Below are 18,466 nucleotides of genomic sequence, written 5' to 3'. Positions count from 1 at the left end.
GATCGATGACCGCTGCCCTCACCGACCTCCTGCCTGCCGAGTCCGCCTCGCCTGATGAGACCGTCGCGCTCGGGCAGCGGCTCGCCGGCGTGCTGCAGCCCGGCGACGTGCTCGCGCTCTACGGAGACCTCGGCGCAGGCAAGACGCACCTCGTCAAAGGGCTTTGCGCCGGCCTCGGCATTCCCGCCGCGTCCGTCAGCTCGCCGACGTTCACGCTCGTTAACGAGTACGACGGCGCGCTCCCGGTCTACCACATCGACGCGTACCGGATCGAACGGACGGAGGAGTTCTTCGAGCTGGGCTACGAGACCTACTTCTTCGGCGACGGCGTCTGCCTCGTCGAGTGGCCGGAGCGGGTGGAGCCGCTCGTCCCGGACCACGCGCTCCGCCTACGGCTGACGCACCTCGGCGGGGACCGGCGGCGGATCGAGGTGGCGCGATGACCTGGCCCGAGGCCGAAGCCCTCCTGCTCGATCTCCCGCGCTTTGCCGACCAAGGCAGTGCGGCGTTCAAGCCGGGGCTGGAGCGGATGCACGCCCTCCTCGACGCGGCCGGCAATCCGCACGAGCGGTTCCGCAGCGTCCATGTCGCCGGCACGAACGGGAAGGGCTCGACGGCGTCCCTCGTCGCGTCGATCGCGACGGCGGCCGGGCTCCGCGTCGGGCTCCACACCTCGCCCCACCTCCACGACCTCGCCGAGCGCCTCCGCCTCGACGGTGTCCCCGCCCCGCACGGCTGGATCGCCGACGCCGTCGCCCGCCTCGGCTCCGCGTTCGTCGCCACGGAGCCGAGCTTTTTCGAAGCCACCGTAGCGCTCAGCTTCCTCTACTTTGCCGAGATGGACGTGGACCTCGCCGTCATCGAAGTCGGCCTCGGCGGGCGGCTCGACGCGACGAACGTGCTCCGGCCTGACCTCGCGCTCATCACCCACATCGGGCTCGACCACGCTGACCTGCTCGGCGACACGCTCGAAGCCGTGGCGCGGGAGAAGGCGGGCATCGCGAAGCCGGGCGTTCCGCTGCTGACGGCGGCCGAGGGCGACGGCGTCGCGGCGGCGATCCGCGAGACGGCCGAGGCGCGCGGCGCGACGTTCGTGCGCGTGCAGGACGAAGTCGACGTGGGCCGCGTGGACGTGCAGCCGGACCGGCTCGTCATGGACTTGACCACGCCGATGCGGACGTACGCGGAGTTAGAGATCGGGCTGCCGGGGCGGCACCAGGTGTGGAACGCCGCGCTCGCCGTACGTGCGGCGGAACACGTCGTGGCCGCAGCAGCGCATGACGCGGCACCGATTTACGAAGGGCTCTTGAAGGTGAGGAAACATAGCGGATTAACCGGCCGTTGTGAATTACTCTGCGCAACTCCTCTCATCTTGAGCGATGTGGCCCATAACGCAGATGGGCTGCGGGCCTCGCTCGCTTTCGCAGGGGGGCTCCGGCGTGGGCAACTCCACGTGCTCTTCGGCACGATGCGCGACAAAGACCTCCATGCGATGACCGACGGGATGGTCGAAGGAGACGTAATCGTCCTCCCGGTGCCCCTCCCTTCGTCCCGTGCCGTACCTTTACGTCTATTGCGGGAGGCGCTCCTCCTCCGCGGGCTACGCGTCGTCGACGTCGGCGGCGTCCGAGAAGGGATCGACTGGTTCGTTCGGCACGCGGGGGCGGCCGACAGCTTGCTCGTTACCGGATCTCACCTGACCGTCGCCGCGGCCCGCACCGCGCTCGGAACGCGCTCGACTTCCTAGCCTGCCTTTCGGCTCCGGGCGCTCGCCCTCTCCTCGTCCCCTCTCTGATTCCCCCCGGCCGTGCGTAACCGGCCCCTCTCATGAACATCACCTCCCTTCAGCGCAAAAAGGTCGCCGAGCTGCAACGGATCGCCCGCGACCTCGACATCCCGGACTACTCGCACCTCCGCAAAGAGGACCTGATCTACCAGATCCTCGAGGCCAACGCCGTCGCCGACGCCGACCGCGATGAAGACGTGGCTGAGCGGCGCCCTTCGGCGCGCGGCCTCCGCCGCAGCCGGCCCGAGGCCAGCCGCCCCGAAGCCGGCCAGTCCGAGTCCGCCGCGCCGAAGGGCGCCGAGCGCGCGCCGAGGCCGAGCGAGCCGCGTGCCGAGCCAGCACCACCGCCCCAGGCCCGCGAGCAGCGCCCACGCCGGACCGAGCGCCGCGGGCGCGACCGGGGTCGGCAGCCTATCTCGGACGCGTACCCGGCCTACATGCGCGACTTCGACCCCTCGAAGACGCCGCTCGAAGGGATGCTCCGCAAAGTCGGCGTGCTCGAAATCCTCCCCGACGGTTACGGCTTCCTCCGCTCCGCCGAGTTCAACTACCTCCCCTCCGCCGACGACATCTACGTCTCGCCGTCGCAGATCAAGCGGTTCAGCCTCCAGAAAGGCGACACCGTCGACGGCGAGATCCGACCGCCGAAAGAGGGCCAGCGCTTCTTCGCGCTCATCCGCGTCAATTCCATCAACGACCGCGAGCCCGACGCCGTCGTCGAGCGCGTGGACTTCGACCACCTCACGCCGCTCTTCGCCGAGGAGCCGCTGCGGCTGGAGACGACGGCAGACGAGTACTCGACGCGGATCATGGACCTCTTCTGCCCCATCGGGAAGGGCCAGCGCGGGCTCATCGTGGCGCAGCCGAAGACGGGCAAGACGATCCTCCTCCAGAAGATCGCGAATGCGATCACGACGAACTACCCCAACGTCCACCTCCTCATCCTGCTCGTCGACGAGCGGCCCGAGGAAGTGACCGACTTCGAGCGCAACGTCGAGGGCGAGGTCATCGCCTCGACCTTCGACGAGGAGGCGGCGCGGCACGTCGAGGTGGCGGACGTGGTGCTGGAGAAGGCGAAGCGGCTCGTCGAGAGCGGGCGCGACGTCGTCGTCCTGCTCGACTCGATCACGCGGCTCGCGCGGGCGCACAACGCCGTGTTCACCGGGCAGGGCCGGACGATGTCGGGCGGGCTCGAGGCCGGCGCGCTCCGCGGGCCGAAACGGTTCTTCGGCAGCGCCCGCGCCGTCGAGGAAGGCGGCTCGCTGACGATCATCGGGACGGCGCTCGTGGACACCGGCAGCCGGATGGACGACGTGATCTTCGAGGAGTTCAAGGGCACCGGCAACATGGAGCTCGTGCTCAGCCGCGAGCTCGCGAATCGCCGGATCTACCCCGCCATCGACATCCTCAAAAGCGGGACGCGGCGCGAGGAGCTCCTCGTTCCCGAAGAGAAGCTGCAGCGGATCCACATCCTCCGCCGCTTCCTCGCCGACATGAACCCGACCGAGGCCATGACCTTCCTCCTCGACCGGATGCGCGGCACGAAGAGCAACGTCGAGTTCCTCGCCACGATGAACTCGTAGTGCGTTGAGGGTCAGGAGTCGGGGGTCAGGAGTCGGAAAGAGCCTGATGGACCGACACCCGCCGACCCTCGACACCGGACCCCCGACTCATGCGTTTCCTCTTCGACATGGACGGCGTGCTCGTCGACGTCTCCGGCTCGTTCCGCCGCGCCGTGATCGAGACGACGGCCGCCCTCTCCGGCCGCACGGTGACACCCGCCGACGTGCAGGCGTACAAAGACCGCGGCGGCTACAACAACGACTGGGTGCTCACGCACACGCTCGTCCGCGAGGCCGGCGTGGAAATGCCGTACGCCGAAGTCGTGGACGCCTTTAACCTCCGCTACCGGGGCGCGGACTGGGACGGACTGATCGCTGAGGAGCCGCCGCTGATGCAGACGGCGACGCTGGAACGGCTGGCTAGCGTGGGCGACCTCGCGCTCGTGACCGGGCGGCAGGAGCGCGAAGCGCGGTGGACGCTGGACCGCTTCGGCTGGGCGCGGTTCTTCCCCGTCGTCGTGGGGATGGAGACGCAGGCGGGGCGCGAGAAGCCGGACCCGTACCCGCTCGAAGTCGCCCTCGAACGACTCGGCGAGCGCGGCGGGAGCGTGATCGCCCCGGCCGACGCCGTCTACGTCGGCGACACCGTCGATGACATGAGAGCAGCGCGGGCGGCTGGGCTCCGCGCAGTGGGCGTCGTCCCGCCGTACCTCCCCGCCGACGCCCACCGGCAGACGCTCCTCGCCGCCGGCGCCGAAGTCGTCATCCACGACGTGAACGACGTCGAGCGCGCGGTCCGGGACCTGTAACGCGGTCACACCTCGGCGATCTCCGTCACGACCGTGGCCTGCGCGGCGACGGCGTCGGGGCTGTCCGGCTCGGGGAGGAAGCGCCACACGAGCCACGCCATCACGAGGATCGTCGCCGTCGAGAGGAGGGTCGTCGAACGGTAGCCGTAGCCGCCGTACGCCAGCCCCGCGATGCTCGCACCGATGCCGGTGCCGACCTGCCCGAAGGCGATCGCGAGCGACATCAGCGTGCCCCGCAGCCGGTCCGGCACGAGCGCCGTCAGGAGCGCCTGCAGCGGCGACATCCGCATCGAGAACAGGCCCATGATGGCGATATAGAGCGGGTAGGCCACCCACCGCTCCGTCACGGCGAACGTCAGCCCCGCCGTCACCACGGCTAACCCGAAGCACGACGCCAGAATCAACGGCTTCCGCCCGATCCGGTCCGAGAGCGTGCCCGCCGCCGGCCCCGTCAGCACACTCGCCGTCCCACCGACGAGGAACAGCGTCGCGATGAAGTCGATGTCAGCGCCCGCGATCTGCAGCGGCCGGCCGAACAGTTCGATGCCGAGGGCGAAGTTCGCCGTGAGCCACTGCGGGAGGTAGACGATGAGCAGGCTCAGGCTGAGGTACATCAGGAAGAACGTCAGTGACGCCACGCGCACCGACGGCACCTTCAGCAGGTCGCGGTAGCGGCGCAGCGAGCCCATGACCGTCACGCGGTTCGGGTCGAGTTCGACGTCGGGCTGTGGGACGACGCGCCAGATCAGCACGAACGCGGCGGCCATGAGGGCGGAGAACGCGAGAAACGGCATGCGGAAGCTCGACGCCGCGGCGAGCACACGCCCGAGCGGGATGCCGATGACGAGGCCGAACGCGACGCCGCTCATCACCCAGCCCGTCGCCCACCCGCGCCGCTCGTACGGGAAGTAGTCGCCGACGTAGGAGACGGCGGCGCCGCTGAGCATCCCGCCCGCCGCGCCCGCGAGCGCGCGGACGAAGAGGAGCCCCGTGAACGTCTGCACGAGGCCGTGGAGGAGCAGCATCACCGCGAGCGTGCCCGAGCCGATGAGGAGCACCTGCCGCCGCCCGATCCGGTCCGAGATCGGCCCCATCACCACGGCCGCGACGGCGAGGGCGAGGGAGTACACCGTCACGAGGAGCCCGAGCAGCGCCTCCGCCACGCCGAGTTCGTCGCCGATGAGCGGGAGGATCGGGGTGACGATGATCGTCTGACTGGCGGCGGTGAACACCATCAGCCAGAGCGAGAGGAGGATGCCGTAGGTGCGGAGGGAGGGGGTGGCCAAGGGAAATCTGTTGGAACGAGGGTTCGGAAAGCCCGGCCCCGCGAAAAGTTGCACCGGGCCTCAACATCCCACGATACGCCGGACCAAGCGGACGTGAACGGCCGGTGAAGACGGAGCGGGTAACACTACGGTAACGGCGTGCTAACAGCGTCGTAATGCCGGGCGGCTAGGTTGCGGCCGAGCGATGGGAGAGGGGCTCCCACTGCGCTCCCTCCCACTGAACAACCCTCCCCCATGGCCCTCCCTACCGCGTCACCCGTGCGTTTGTTACGCACCGTCCGCCCGCCGATCCGGCTCGGGCTCCTCCTCTTCCTCGCCGCCGCGGCTCCGGCCGCCCTCGCCCAGACCGGCACGGTCGCCGGCGTCGTCGTGGACGGCGAGACGGGCGAGACGCTCATCGGCGTCAACGTGCTCGTCGACGGAACGGGCTTCGGCGGCGCCACCGGGCTCGACGGCGACTACCGCATCGCGCGTGTGCCCGCCGGCACCTACGACCTCGTCTTCTCCTACCTCGGCTACGACACGCAGCGCGTCACCGGCGTCACCGTCACGAGCGGCGCGACGACGACGATCGACCTCGCGCTCTCCGAGCAGGCGCTCGAACTCGAAGGCGGGGAGGTCGTCGTCGAGGCCGAGGCGATCCGCAACAACGAGGCGGCCCTCCTCAAAGACCGCCAGAAGTCCGCCGCCGTCAGCGACGCGATCTCGGCCGAGACGATCTCGAAGAGCGGCTCCTCCGACGCCGCCGACGCCATGGAGCGCGTCACCGGCGCGTCCGTGCAGGGCGGGCAGTACGTGTTCGTCCGCGGCCTCGGCGACCGCTACGCCAACACCCAACTCAACGGCGCCGTCCTCCCGACGGCCGACCCCGACCGCCGCGCCGTACAGTTCGACCTCTTCCCGTCGAGCTTCCTCGAGAACATCGTCACGCTGAAGACCTTCACGCCGGACAAGCCCGGCAGCTTCTCCGGCGGCCTCGTCGACATCTCGACGAAGTCGTTCCCCGGCGCGTTCTCCGCTTCGTTCTCCGCCTCGACCGGCTTCACGTCCCAGGCCCTTCCGGGCGATGCGTACCTCGTCGATCCCGTGCAGGGCGCGAGCCCGTTCCGCTTCGGCGCAGGCGCCCTCGCCATGCCGGACCTTCTCTCGAACACAGGGCGCGAGGATTTCCTCGCCCCGACTTCCCTCGTTGAGGGGCCCGACGGAGCGCAGGTGCTCGTGCGCGACAACGCCGCCGCCTCGCAGCGCCTCAACGACCTCTCGAACGCGCTCCCGGCGCAGATCGCCCCGGTCGAGGGGACCCTCCCGCTGAACGGGAGCTTCGGGCTGACGGTGGGCAACCAGATCCCGCTCGGCCGCAACCTCCTCGGCTTTGTCGTCAGCGCGACGGCCGACCAGGGCGTGAGCTATTACGACGAGGGCACGCTCGGCCGCATCGAAGTTCAGGGCCTCAGCGACGACGCGGGCAACCCGACGGGCGCGTTCTCGGTCGATACGACGACGGTGCGCACGGACCGGCGCTCGACGCGCGAGGCGAAGCTCGGCGGGCTCGCGAACGTCGCCTTCCGCCTCGGGGCCTACAACGAGTTCAACCTCAACACGCTCTTCTCCCACACCACGGAGTCGGAGGCGCGCGTGCTCGACGGCGTCGACAACATCCTCTCGAACGGCGCCCGCGTCGTGGACCAGGTGGCGGGGTACGAGGAGCGGACGCTGGCCTCGGCGCAGCTTCGGGGCCGCCATAACATCCCCCGCCTCGGCGGGGCCGAGGTGGCGTGGCGCGGGAACTACTCGAACACGCGGCTCGACCAGCCCGACCTCCGCTTCTTCGCCGTCCGCACGCAGGAGCGCACCGACGAGGACGGCAACGTGTCGGAGGTGTTCACCGCGAGCGGGACGCCGCCCGGACCCCAGCGCTACTTCCGCGACCTCGACGAGACCCTCGGCAGCGGGGCCGTCGACGTGACGGTGCCCTTCCGCTTCCTCGGCCGCGGCGCCGAAGTCAAAGTGGGCGGCCTCGTGGAGCAAACGGACCGCGCATACAACGAGCGGTTCTTCTTCTACCAGCTCAACAACCGGACGGCCCAGCTCGGCGGGGTCAGCGGCGACTCGATCGCGGCGTACCTCGCGCCGGGCAACGTCGGCATCGTGAGCACGCGGGATCAGGACGGCGACGGCGTGCCGGACCGCTACGAGTTCGGCCACTTCCTCATCGACGCCACGCGCGACCAGAACAGCTACAGCGGCGCCTTCGACGTGGGGGCCGGGTACGCCATGATCGAGGTCCCGCTCGGCCGGCTCCGCGCGATCGTCGGTGCGCGCTACGAGGGGTCGAGCCTCATGGTCGCCACCGGCGCTCTCGCGCAGGACGACACGCCGGCCGACTCCGTCGTGACGATCGACGGGCAGTACTTCCTCGGCACCGACCGCACGTACAACGACCTGCTCCCGGCGCTGAACCTCGTCTACGCGCTCTCCGACGACATGAACCTCCGGGCCGCCGCCACGCGGACGCTCGCGCGGCCGACGTTCCGCGAGGTCGCCCCCGTCGCCACGTTCGACTTCGCCTCCGACGGCGCGCTCATCGGGAACCCCGCCCTCGAGCGGACGCTGATCACGAACCTCGACCTCCGCTGGGAGTGGTTCAACGGCCCCGGCCGCGTCCTCGCCGTGAGCGGGTATTACAAGGACCTCGCGAACCCCATCGAGCGCGTGATCATCGACCCCGAGAACGGCTCGACGTCGTTCGCGAACGTGGAGCAGGCACAGGTGCTCGGAGCCGAGTTCGAGCTCCGTCAGCCGCTCCGTTCGTTCGGGCTCGGCGGCGTCCTCGGCGAGCGGCTCTCTCTCGGGGCGAACCTCTCCGTTGCGCAGTCCAGCATCACGATCACCGAGCGCGAACTCGCCGCACGCCGCGCCGTCGACCCCGGCGCCGACGACACGCGCGACCTCCAGGGCCAGTCGCCCTACCTCTTCAACGCCAACCTTTCGTACGAGGACTTCGCGCGGGGCACGACGGCGAGCGTCTTTTTCAACGTCGCCGGCCGCCGGCTCTCGCGCGTCGGCAACCCGCTCCCCGACGTGTACGAGGCGTCCGCGCCCCAGCTCGACTTCGTCGTCTCGCAGGAGTTCTTCGACCGGTTCGTCGTCAAGGCGACGGCGAAGAACGTCCTCAACTCGTCGTACCGCGAGGTTTACGACATCGACCAGGACGTCGTCCCCTTCCTCGAATACAACCCGGGCACCAGCTTCTCGATCGGCATCACGTTCTCGCCCGGCTTCGGCATCTCTGGCCCCGCCGCTCCGGCCGTGCCCGCCCCGTCGATCCACGGCTCCGTTTCGGGCCCCTGACCCCTTCCCGCTCTCCTCCCTTCACCCGCTACCTCCAGCCGACCACCATGCGACTCTCTACCGCCCCCCTCCTCGCGCTGCTGAGCCTCCTCATGCTCGCCCCGCGCGCCTCCGCGCAAGCGCCCACCGTCACCGTCACGAACGACGTCGCGGCCAACACGACTTGGACCGCCGACAACGTCTACCTCCTCGACGGCCTCATCTACGTCCGCCCGAACGTCACGCTCACGATCCAGCCCGGCACCATCATCAAAGGCCGGGCCGTGCCCTCCCCCGCGACGGGTGACCTCGCCTCGGGCCTCGTCGTGATGGTCGACGCCGACCTCATCGCCGACGGCCGGTCTGACGCCCCGATCATCATGACGGCCGAGGCCGACAACGTCTCCATCGCCACGGACCTCGACGAGTTCGACCGCGCGCTCTGGGGCGGCCTCATCCTCCTCGGCCGCGCCACGACGAACGCCACGCCGGGCGTCACCAACATCGAAGGCATCCCGCCCTCCGACGACACCCGCTTCGGCTGCGACGGCTCGCCCGGCTTCGTCTGCGACGACGAGGACAGCTCGGGCATCCTCCGCTACGTCTCCGTCCGCCACGGCGGCTTCGGGTTCGAGACCGACAGCGAGATCAACGGCATCACCTTCGGCGCCGTCGGCCGTGGGACGACGGTCGAGTACGTCGAGGTCTTCGCCAACTCCGACGACAATTTCGAGTTCTTCGGCGGGACCGTGAGCGCGAAGTACCTCGTCGGCGCCTTCTCGGGCGACGACACGTTCGACACCGACCGCGGCTTCCGGGGCCGCTTCCAGTTCGGCCTCTCGCTCAACACCCCCGGCGCCGACGCCGGCCGCTGCTTCGAGAACGACGGCGGCGTCTCCAGCCTCGGCGGCGAGGATGCGACGCCGTTCTCGATCCCGATCTACTCCAACATCACCTGCATCGGGGCCGGCGAGGACGCCGACATCACGCAGCTCGGCGAGGAGGGCAACTCCGCCGCGCTCCAGCTCCGCGACAACACCGGCGGCAAGATCTACAACTCGATCCTCGTCGACTTCCCCCAGTCCGCGCTCGACCTCGAGGCCCTCTCCAGCGGCGAGGACACGGAGAACCGGTTCGGCCAGAACACCGAGGCCGACGACCTCACGATCCGGAACAACTACTTCTTCGGCTTCGGCGACGGCACCACGTTCGCCGCGATCGTCAACGACGACAGCGACAACACGCCCGCGCGCCAGTCGGAAATCGAGACCCTGATCGGGGCCTCGAACCTCTTCTCCGATCCGCAGCTCGTCAACCTCTCCGGCCGCGCCCGCGGCTCCGACCTCGACCCCCGCCCGACGGCGAGCAGCCCGGTCGTCAACGCCGCCAGCTTCGGCTTCGACGCGCTCGACGATGACGGCGCCGACGACTTCTTCACGGCGGTCGACTACCTCGGCGCCTTCGCGCCGGGCGAGGCCACGTGGCTGGCCGGCTGGTCCGTCCTCGCGACGAACGGGTACCTCAGCGGCCCGGCCGTCCCGAACGAGAGCAACGCTGCGCCGACGGGCTTCGGCCTGGCGTCGGTCTATCCGAACCCGCTCGCGGAGTCCGCCACGGTGACGTTCGAGCTCGGCCGCGCCGAGACGGCCACGCTCGCCGTCTACGACATGCTCGGCCGCGAAGTCGCCGTGCTCGCCGCCGGCCCGCAGGCAGCCGGCACCACGACGGTCCGCTTCGACGCCGCGTCGCTGCCGACGGGGGTCTACTTCGTCCGCCTCACCACCGACACGGCGACGGCAACGCAGAAGGTGGCGGTCGTCCGCTAACTGTCTGCACCATACCTGCGCTGTACCTCCCGGTATAGCCAGACAGGACGCCGGTCTCTTCGTGGGAGGGAGGCCGGCGTCCGCCTTTGTGTATAGGCGAGGGGAGCGTGGGGGTGGAGGGGGCCTCGCAACGCGAGCGGAAGAGACACTTCCATACCTCCATACTCCCACACCCTTTCGTATCGGGGGGCGGGGCTCCCGGCGCTGCCGGGAATGGTCCGCCGTTTGCACGGCGTAACAATGACAGCACATCAGCCGTTTTGGCTGCGTGTAGATGCCCGCTCGCGGGTATCGCACCCAACAGTCCGTGAGAGCGCCAGGTGACGCTGGTGATGGATAGAGGTCGAGCGGGCTGTGACTGGGGAGCGCCGGGCCGTGACGGGTCCGGCGCTCCTTTTTTGCGCGGGGCCGAGAAGAAGTGCCCGCCCCGGCGCATGGCACGCCACCGTTCCATTCGTGACATGGGCTCGGGGGGCGGTCGCACCACGCGGGAGCGGATTGCCTATGTTGGCCCTCCCCTTCATCTCGCGAGGTGCCCATGAAACACCGCTACGTCTTCGTCCCGCTCCTCTTCGCCCTGTTGCTGCCGGTCGCGCAGGCCCAGACGACCTTCCAGGTCGCCGTGGTTTCGAACACCAACCACCCCAACCCCAGCGCCCGCTTCGAGGTGTACGCCCTCGACGGCGTGCAAGGGCAAGAGCTGACGCTGACGCGCGGGCAGACCTACGTCTTCCAGATGAACAGCGTCTCCGCCATCCACCCGTTCTACCTCTCGACGAGCGCGAGCGGCGGCGGCGCGGGCGAGTTCACCGACGGCGTGACGAACAGCGGCGCTACGGGCAACGAGCAGCTCGTCTTCACCGTCCCGATGACGGCGCCGGGCCTGCTCTACTACCAGTGCGCCATCCACCAACAGATGGGGTGGCGGATGAACATCGTGAACGCGACCGCCAACGAAGAGGACACGCAGCCGGCGGCGCTCGCGCTCGACGCCGCGTTCCCCAACCCCTTCGCCGACGCGACCACGCTGACGCTCACGCTCGCGAGCCCGCAGGACGTAGCCATTGAGGTGTTCAGCACGAACGGCCGCCGCGTGGCGACGCTGCATCGCGGAATCCTGCCGAGCGGCCGCGCGCACCCGTTCACGCTCGACGCCGCCGGCCTCGCCGACGGGACGTACGTGGTCCGCGCGACGGCGGGCGAGCGCACCGTCGAGCGCCGCGTGACGCTCGTGCGCTGATTCTCCCCGGCACCGGCGATGCGCCGTATTTTTCTGCACCGCCCTCGGTAGGGGCGACCGGCCGGTCGCCCCTACGTCATTCCACCACGCCCCACCATGTCCGACGCCGCTACCCTCCACGAACCCGACGTCACGATCGAACTCGCCCGCGAGCACGGGCTCACCGACGAGGAGTACCAGTGGGTGCTCGACGCGCTCGGGCGCACGCCCACCTTCGTCGAGCTTGGGATCTACTCGGTGATGTGGAGCGAGCACTGCTCGTACAAGAACTCCATCGCCCTGCTGAAGACGCTACCGCGCGAGGGCGAGCAGCTCCTCGTCGAAGCGGGCGAAGAGAACGCCGGCCTCGTCGACATCGGCGACGGGCTCGCCGTCGCGTTCAAGATCGAGAGCCACAACCACCCCTCCGCCGTCGAGCCGTACCAGGGTGCGGCGACGGGCGTCGGCGGGATCCAGCGGGACATCTTCACGATGGGTGCCCGCCCAATCGCGAGCCTCAACTCTCTCCGCTTCGGCTCGCTCGACAACCCCCGCGTGCGCTACCTCTTCGACGGCGTCGTGCGCGGCATCGGCGACTACGGCAACTCGTTCGGCGTCCCGACCGTCGGCGGCGAGGTCTACTTCGACCCGTCGTACGAGGGCAACCCGCTCGTCAACGCGATGAGTGTCGGCGTCGTGAAAGTCGGCGAGACGGCGAGCGCCATCGCGACGGGCGTCGGCAATCCCGTCTACATCGTCGGGAGCGCGACGGGCCGCGACGGCATCCACGGCGCGACGTTCGCATCAGAAGAGATCTCCGAAGCCAGCGAGGCCAAGCGGCCGAGCGTGCAGGTCGGCGACCCGTTCACGGAGAAGCTCCTGCTCGAAGCGACGCTCGAAGCGCTCGCCACGGGCGCGGTCGTCGGGATTCAGGACATGGGCGCGGCGGGGATCACGTGCTCGTCGTGCGAGATGAGCGCGAAGGGCGAGGCGGGCATGGTGCTCCACCTCGAGCGCGTGCCGGCGCGCGAGTCGGGCATGACGCCGTACGAGCTGATGCTCTCCGAGAGCCAGGAGCGGATGCTGCTCGTCGTCGAGAAAGGACGCGAGGCGGAGGTCGAGCGCGTGTTCGAGAAGTGGGACCTCCACGTGGAGAACATCGGCGAGGTCACCGATGACGGCCGGGTGAAGGTCCACTGGCACGGCGACCTCGTCGCCGACGTGCCCGCCGAGCACCTCGTCCTCGGCGGCGGCGCGCCGGTCTACCACCGCGAGACGCGGCGGCCGGCCTACCTCGACGCCGCCCACGCCTTCGACCCGAACTCCGTGCCCGACGTGAGCGCCGACGATGCGGGCGACGTGTTGCAGCAGCTCCTCGCCTCGCCGAACATCGCGTCGAAACGGTGGGTGTTCGAGCAGTACGACACGACGGTCCGCACGAACACCGTCGTCGGCCCCGGCCCGAGCGACGCCGCCGTCGTACGCATCAAAGACACGAACAAGGGCCTCGCCGTCAAGACCGACTGCAACGGGCGCTACGTCTACCTCAACCCGCGCAAAGGCGGGCAGATCGCCGTGGCCGAGGCGGCGCGGAACGTCGTCTGCGCCGGCGGCAAGCCGCTCGCGATCACCAACTGCCTCAACTTCGGCAACCCGTACAAGCCCGAAGTCTACTGGCAGTTCACCGAAGCCGTCGGCGGGATGGGCGACGCCTGCCGCGCGTTCGGCACGCCCGTCACCGGCGGCAACGTCAGCTTCTACAACGAGAACCCCGAGAGCGCCGTCTTCCCCACGCCGACGATCGGGATGCTCGGGCTCGTCGAGGACGTGGAGCGCGACGCGACGACGATCCCGTTCCGCGACGAGGGCGACGTCGTCTTCCTCCTCTCGCCCGACGGCTGGCAGTTCAAAGATGAGATCGGCGGGACCGAGTACCTCGCCGCCGTGCGCGGCCGGACGACCGGCGACGCGCCCCACCTCGACCTCGCGGAAGAAGCCGCCGTGCAAGGAGCGATGCTGGACCTGATCCGCAGCGGCCTCGTCAAGAGCGCACACGACGTCTCCGACGGCGGCCTCGCCGTCTGCCTCGCCGAATGCACGCTCGACGGCCTCGGCGCGGAGATCTCGCTCGACGCCTCCGGGCTCCGGCTCGACGCCGCGCTCTTCGGCGAAGCGCAGAGCCGGATCGTCTTCACCACGGCGTACGACGACGGCGAGATGGTGCAGGACACGATCGTCGGGACGGGTGCACAGGCCCTCCCCATCGGCCGCGTCGGCGGCGACCGGCTGCGGATCGAAGTCGGCGGCACCGTCGTCGTGGACGAGACGGCGAACGTTCTCGCCGAGCGGCACGAAGCAACGATTCCGGCTGCGATGAGCCGATAGGCGACCGCTGCGAGCGCCCCCCCACATCGGTCCCGTTAATTATATTCCAGCGCTTTATAGCCTCTCCCTACGCTACCGGGTGGACCTCGACAGCGTGGGCGACCTCACCCCACACCACCCATTTGCTACTCCGTTTATGAGCGTTTCGCAGAAGGTCATCATCGTCACCACGGGAGCCAACGGCACGCAAGGGCTCACCTCGGTCAACAAGGACCTCCGCGAGGGGTGGCGCGTCGTGCAGATCGCCCCGATGGGTGGAGCAGGGAGCAGTGAGGGCAGCCGGTTCGCGGCGATGGTCGTGCTCGAACAGAGCGAGCGCGAGGCCACGCGCCGGATGGAAGAGCTCGAAGAGCAGGCCGAGGTCGACATCGAGGGGCAGATCGAGCAGGCGCTTGAGGGCGGCTACGTCGTGGAATCGGAAATCGAGAATGGCGGCTGGAAGAATCCCGAACTCGAGTGATACCGGTAGGCCGCGCAGGAGGCTGGACCGTTTCTCCAAGGCGCCGCCGCCGAAGAGGCATGGCGCGATGTGGGCAGTAGGGAAGCGCCTACGCTCTGCATCCGCGAGTTAGATCGCGGACAATTCGGAATATCTTAATCCGCCCTTTATAGAGGCGAAACCGTGCCCTATATTCGGGGCCGTGGTGTGGCTCAGGCAAGGGGTAAGACGTGCACGATTTAGAGCCGCTTCGCTCGGTGTCCGTGCGTTCCGACGTGCGATGCGCGCCCTCTTCACGTTCTCACCCTAGACTCCTGTTCTATGAACCGCTTGCTCCTGCTCCTCGTTGGGCTCCTCCTCCCCTCGGTCGCCTGGGCCCAGAGCGCCCAGATCGAGACGGCCCGCCAGTACCTCCAGCAGCACGCCGATCAGTTCGGCATCACGGGCACCGCTCTCGATGAGGCCGTCGTCACCGATGCGTACACGAGCAAGCGAAGTGGTGTCACCCACGTCTACTTCCAGCAGCATCGGGGCGGCATCGAGGTCGCCGACGCGCGGATCACGGTCAACGTGAAGCGCGACGGCAGCATGCTCCTCGCCGGGGGCGCGTTCAACCCCACACTCGGGACCACGCAGCGGTCGGCCTCCCCCTCGCTTTCGGCGGAGAGCGCGGTGGCGACGGCTGTGGGCCACCTCGGCCTCACGTTCACCGAGCCCCTCGCGGTGCAGAGCCGCGCGACCGGCGCCGCCCGCGCCACGACGTTCTCCGGCGGCGGCGTTTCGCTCGCGCCGATCCCGGCCAAGCTCGTCTACCACCCCGTCGAAGTGAAAGACGCCGTCCTCGCGTGGGACGTCGAGATCGAACAGAAGGAGCATGTCTGGACCGTCCGCGTCGACGCAGCCACCGGCGAGGTGCTGCTGCAGTGGGACCAGGTGGTCCACGATCACTGGGGCATGCCCGATGGCGCTGCCGCCAGCGCGGTCGTTGACCTCGCGCCGCTCGCCTCGACGGACGCCTACGGGCCCCTCGCCACGGCAGAGAACGTCCGCTCCGGCCGGCTCGGCGGCGGCGGCAGCTACCGCGTCTTCGACAGCCCGTTCGAGAGCCCGAGCTTCGGAGGCCGCACGCTCGTCACCGACCCCGCCGACCCCATCGCCTCCCCGCTGGGCTGGCACGACACCGGCGACACGCAGTACACCAAGACGCGCGGCAACAACACGTGGGCCTACGTCGACGCCAGCGGCAACGGCGGCCCCAACGGCACGAATGCCGAGCCCGACGGCGGTGAGGCCCTCGAGTTCGACTTCGAGCTCGACTTCATGATGCAGCCCAGCGCCTACCGCCCGGCCGCCGTCACGAACCTGTTCTACTGGAACAACCTCATCCACGACGTGATGTACCAGTACGGGTTCGACGAGGCCGCGGGCAACTTCCAGGAAAACAACTTCGAGAATGGCGGCCTGGGTGGCGACGCCCTCCGCGCAGAAGGGCAGGACGGCAGCGACCTCAACAACGCCCGCTACTTCCGCTCGCCCGACGGGGGCATCTCCCGCATCGAGATGTACCTCTGGAACACCTCGAACCCCCAGCGCGACGGCGACTTCGACAACGGCATCATCGCGCACGAGGTCGGCCACGGCATCTCCATCCGCATCACCGGCGGCCCCAGCACCGACAACTGCCTCACGAACAGCGAGCAGATGGGCGAGGGCTGGAGCGACTGGTACGGCCTCATCATGTCGATCCAGGAAGGCGACGTCGCGGAGACCGGCCGTGGCATCGGGACCTACGCGCTGAACCAGCCCATCACGGGCCCCGGCATCCGCCCCGCCCGCTACTCCACCGACATGGGCGTCAACGCCTTCACGTACGGTGACATCGGCGGGCTCGCCGTGCCCCACGGCGTCGGCTTCATGTGGGCCACGGCGGTGTGGGAGATGACGTGGAATCTCATCGACATCCACGGCTTCGACCCCGACCTCATCGCGGGCACGGGCGGCAACAACGTCGCCCTCGCCCTCATCACCGAGGCGCTCAAGATGCAGCCGTGCTCGCCCGGCTTCGTCACCGGCCGCGACGCGATCCTCGCCGCCGACGAAGCGCTCTACGACGGGGCCAACAATGTGGCGATCTGGGAGGCCTTCGCCAAGCGCGGCATCGGCTTCGGCGCCAGCCAGGGCAGCCCCAACTCCACCGGCGACGAAGTCGAGAGCTTCGACCTCCCGCCGGGCCTCGGCCGCTTCGTCTTCCTCGAAGCCACGCCGGACCCCGTCAACAACTTCGAGTTCATCGACTACACCCTCACCTTCAGCAATGGGACGGCGCGCGACGAGGTCTCGAACGTGGTGATGTCCGCCCCCGTCCCCGACGACGCCATCTACGTCGGCGGCTCGGCCAGCGACGGCGGCACCTTCGCCGACGGCGTCGTGTCGTTCCCCGCCTTCGACGCCGCGACGGGCTCGGAGACGGTGCGCACGTTCCGCCTCCTCGCGAACGCCGACGCCACGGCGCAGATCTTCTTCGACGACGACATGGAGGAAGGCTCGGATAACTGGACCGTCGAGCGCGGCGCAGGCACCATCGACTGGACGCTCGGCGACGGCAACGGCGAGGGCGGCTCGGCCGGTTGGTTCGCCGACGACATCGCCTCCGTCACCGACCAGTACCTCTTCTTCGCCGAAGCCCTCGCGCTCGACGACGACGCGGAGCTCCGCTTCACGCACCGTTACGACTCCGAGACCAACTTCGACGGCGGTGTCGTCGAGATCTCGACGGACGACGGCGCGACGTGGGAGGACCTCGGCGACGCGATGACCGAAAACGGCTACAACAGCACGATCAGCACGAGCTTCAGCAGCCCGATCGGCGGCCGCATGGCCTTCTCCGGCGCCAGCTCCGGCTTCATCACGACGATCGCTGACCTCGGCGATTACGTGGGCCAAGACGTGCTCATCCGCTTCCGCTTCGCCACCGACGTCAGCGTCAGCGACGACGGGTGGTACGTGGATGACGTCGTGATCGGCACGGCCCCCGTCGCGGTCGACGTCGAGGTCTGCGCGCCGGGCACCGAGACGGACTGCGTCGAGAGCAGCATCCTCGTGATCGACCCCCTCGCGCCGGCCCCGGCGATCGACGTCTCCGACGACGACGTGGCGGTCGCCCTCGAGCCGGGCGGGACCGACACCGTCGAGATCACGATCACGAACGACGGCGAGCGCGCCCTCGACTGGCAGATCGGCTCGCAGCTCGAAGCCCCGGCCTCGTGGCTGAGCGCGGACCCCGCCTCGGGCACGATCGAAGTCGGCGAGGAGCAGGTCGTCACGCTCACGTTCGACGCGACGGACATCACGGAGGAGATCTCCGAAGAGCTGCTCGGGGTCTACTCCAACGACCCCGAGAACCTCGTGTCGGATATCGCCGTGACGCTGACCGTCGCCGGCGTCGCGAATGAGGACGGCTCGGCGCTACCGGGTCCGTACGCGCTCGGCGAGCTGTTCCCGAACCCGTTCGCGGAGCGGGCGCAGTTCACGCTCGAGGTCGCTGAGGCGCAGGCCGTCACCGTCGCCGTCTACGACGTGATGGGCCGAACCGTCGCCACGCTCCACGACGGCGCCCTCGCCGCGGGCACGCGCCACGGCTTCGAGGTCGACGGGCGCGCGCTGGCGTCGGGCGTCTACCTCGTCCGCGTCACCGGCGAGCAGTTCGCCGAGACGCGGCGCATCACCTTGCTCAAGTAGTCAGACCGAGACGAGGCCGGCGCTCGCCACGGAGCGCCGGCCTCGGCATTCGCCATTCCCACCAACACAACTCACACCACGGGATC

At 69.3% G+C, this 18,466-nt stretch carries 11 protein-coding genes; 10 read left to right on the top strand and 1 reads right to left on the bottom strand.

Annotated features, from left to right (window positions below):
- The first annotated feature begins 5 nt into the window (after positions 1-5).
- From tsaE to ABJF88_12470, 4 genes are all read left to right on the top strand, one after another.
- Positions 6-443, top strand: a complete 438-nt coding sequence (gene tsaE, locus ABJF88_12485; GenBank protein ID MEP0547743.1) for a tRNA (adenosine(37)-N6)-threonylcarbamoyltransferase complex ATPase subunit type 1 TsaE — start codon at positions 6-8, stop codon at positions 441-443.
- Positions 440-1,747 (top strand): Mur ligase family protein, encoded by a 1,308-nt coding sequence (locus ABJF88_12480; GenBank protein ID MEP0547742.1) that lies wholly within the window; start codon positions 440-442, stop codon positions 1,745-1,747. Before tsaE ends, ABJF88_12480 begins: the two co-directional genes overlap by 4 nt.
- A gap of 80 nt (positions 1,748-1,827) precedes the next feature.
- A complete protein-coding gene (gene rho, locus ABJF88_12475) occupies positions 1,828-3,369 on the top strand; it encodes a transcription termination factor Rho (GenBank protein MEP0547741.1) in 1,542 nt (513 codons plus the stop codon).
- 89 nt (positions 3,370-3,458) lie between these two features.
- Entirely contained in the window at positions 3,459-4,157 is a 699-nt protein-coding gene (locus ABJF88_12470; GenBank protein MEP0547740.1) for an HAD family hydrolase, read from the top strand.
- A gap of 5 nt (positions 4,158-4,162) precedes the next feature.
- Here the strand turns inward: ABJF88_12470 and ABJF88_12465 are convergent, their stop codons facing one another.
- A complete protein-coding gene (locus ABJF88_12465) occupies positions 4,163-5,443 on the bottom strand; it encodes an MFS transporter (GenBank protein ID MEP0547739.1) in 1,281 nt (426 codons plus the stop codon).
- A gap of 258 nt (positions 5,444-5,701) precedes the next feature.
- Here ABJF88_12465 and ABJF88_12460 point away from each other — a divergent pair, with 258 nt between their 5' ends.
- From ABJF88_12460 to ABJF88_12435, 6 genes are all read left to right on the top strand, one after another.
- Complete coding sequence (locus ABJF88_12460) at positions 5,702-8,794, top strand: TonB-dependent receptor (GenBank protein ID MEP0547738.1); 3,093 nt, start codon at positions 5,702-5,704, stop codon at positions 8,792-8,794.
- Positions 8,795-8,841: 47 nt separating this feature from the next.
- Positions 8,842-10,599, top strand: coding sequence for a T9SS type A sorting domain-containing protein (locus ABJF88_12455; protein ID MEP0547737.1), 1,758 nt, complete (start codon positions 8,842-8,844; stop codon positions 10,597-10,599).
- A gap of 538 nt (positions 10,600-11,137) precedes the next feature.
- Positions 11,138-11,839 (top strand): T9SS type A sorting domain-containing protein, encoded by a 702-nt coding sequence (locus ABJF88_12450; GenBank protein MEP0547736.1) that lies wholly within the window; start codon positions 11,138-11,140, stop codon positions 11,837-11,839.
- A gap of 96 nt (positions 11,840-11,935) precedes the next feature.
- Positions 11,936-14,203, top strand: a complete 2,268-nt coding sequence (gene purL, locus ABJF88_12445) for a phosphoribosylformylglycinamidine synthase subunit PurL (protein ID MEP0547735.1) — start codon at positions 11,936-11,938, stop codon at positions 14,201-14,203.
- A 136-nt stretch (positions 14,204-14,339) separates the two neighbouring features.
- Complete coding sequence (locus tag ABJF88_12440; protein ID MEP0547734.1) at positions 14,340-14,663, top strand: hypothetical protein; 324 nt, start codon at positions 14,340-14,342, stop codon at positions 14,661-14,663.
- Between the two features lie 300 nt (positions 14,664-14,963).
- Entirely contained in the window at positions 14,964-18,380 is a 3,417-nt protein-coding gene (locus ABJF88_12435) for a M36 family metallopeptidase (GenBank protein ID MEP0547733.1), read from the top strand.
- Positions 18,381-18,466 lie beyond the last annotated feature (86 nt).

It is taken from the genome of Rhodothermales bacterium, from assembly GCA_039944855.1.
GTDB lineage: Bacteria > Bacteroidota > Rhodothermia > Rhodothermales > JANQRZ01 > JBBSMX01.
Note: the sequence above shows the minus strand (reverse complement) of the source record. Positions and strands in the feature narration are given on the sequence as shown.